Annotated in this window: 1 protein-coding gene; it reads left to right on the top strand. The window is 66.8% G+C overall.

Features of this window, described 5'->3' with window-relative positions:
• The first annotated feature begins 159 nt into the window (after positions 1 to 159).
• Positions 160 to 399 (top strand): hypothetical protein, encoded by a 240-nt coding sequence (locus tag G9373_RS45485; protein WP_167121382.1) that lies wholly within the window; start codon positions 160 to 162, stop codon positions 397 to 399.
• The last annotated feature ends 378 nt before the right edge of the window (positions 400 to 777 follow it).

The raw sequence follows: 777 nt of genomic DNA, 5'->3' as shown, positions 1-777 counted from the left end.
CCGCCCGCCCCACCGGAGTGCCCACCTCGACCCGGTGGCCGTCACCGACGGTGCCGATGATGCCGATGGTGACGATGGCACCGGGTAACCGAGTTCGCGCCAGCCCGGGGTCCGGACCTGTTGTGCGGCAACCTGTGCACAGAACCACGAGGGACGGCGGTGACCGCGGACACCACGGAGGTGACCGAGCTGAGCCGGATGGTGGCCTTCGCATTGCGGTGGTGCGCCCACGGCGGCGGCCCGGCCAAGGTGATCAGGGCGGATTTCGGGATGGACACCGCGGCGTTCTTCCGGACACTGGTCGTGTATCTCGACGTCGCTGCGCCGGCACCGCTGCGGCCGGCGCCGGCGCAGCGAATGACCACGGTCGCTCTTCGACGACTCTGGCTGGGCACCTGATCAGCCACGGGCGGCACGTGTTTTAAGTTGGTGGTTCACCGTTTTCACTACGCGCGGCTCGTCGAGATTTGGCGCACTCAAAGATTGCGCCGGAACGTCTCGCCCAGGGTCGCTCCGGCGGTCCTGGATTCGTCCGGATCCGGTAGTCGCGGATGGGTTACTTCCTGTCAGTGGCGAACAGGCGGTGAAGCGTGAGCGCTCCGCAAGCCGGGCACGAGATCCGGCGGGCCTTCGCCGTCAACACCCAGGGATGACGATGCCGTCCTCATTGCCGTGGGGGTAGAGAAGTTCGGCGAGGCGTCGACCGGTGACGGTGAAGCTGGGCGCTGTCTCTCGTTGGAAGAATTCCTTCTTGCGGGTGCGCAGGAGGTCTTCACC

Origin of the sequence: Rhodococcus sp. A14 (assembly GCF_011603105.1) — a bacterium.
Taxonomy (GTDB): domain Bacteria; phylum Actinomycetota; class Actinomycetes; order Mycobacteriales; family Mycobacteriaceae; genus Rhodococcus_F; species Rhodococcus_F opacus.
This window is presented reverse-complemented; position numbering and strand designations above follow the sequence as displayed.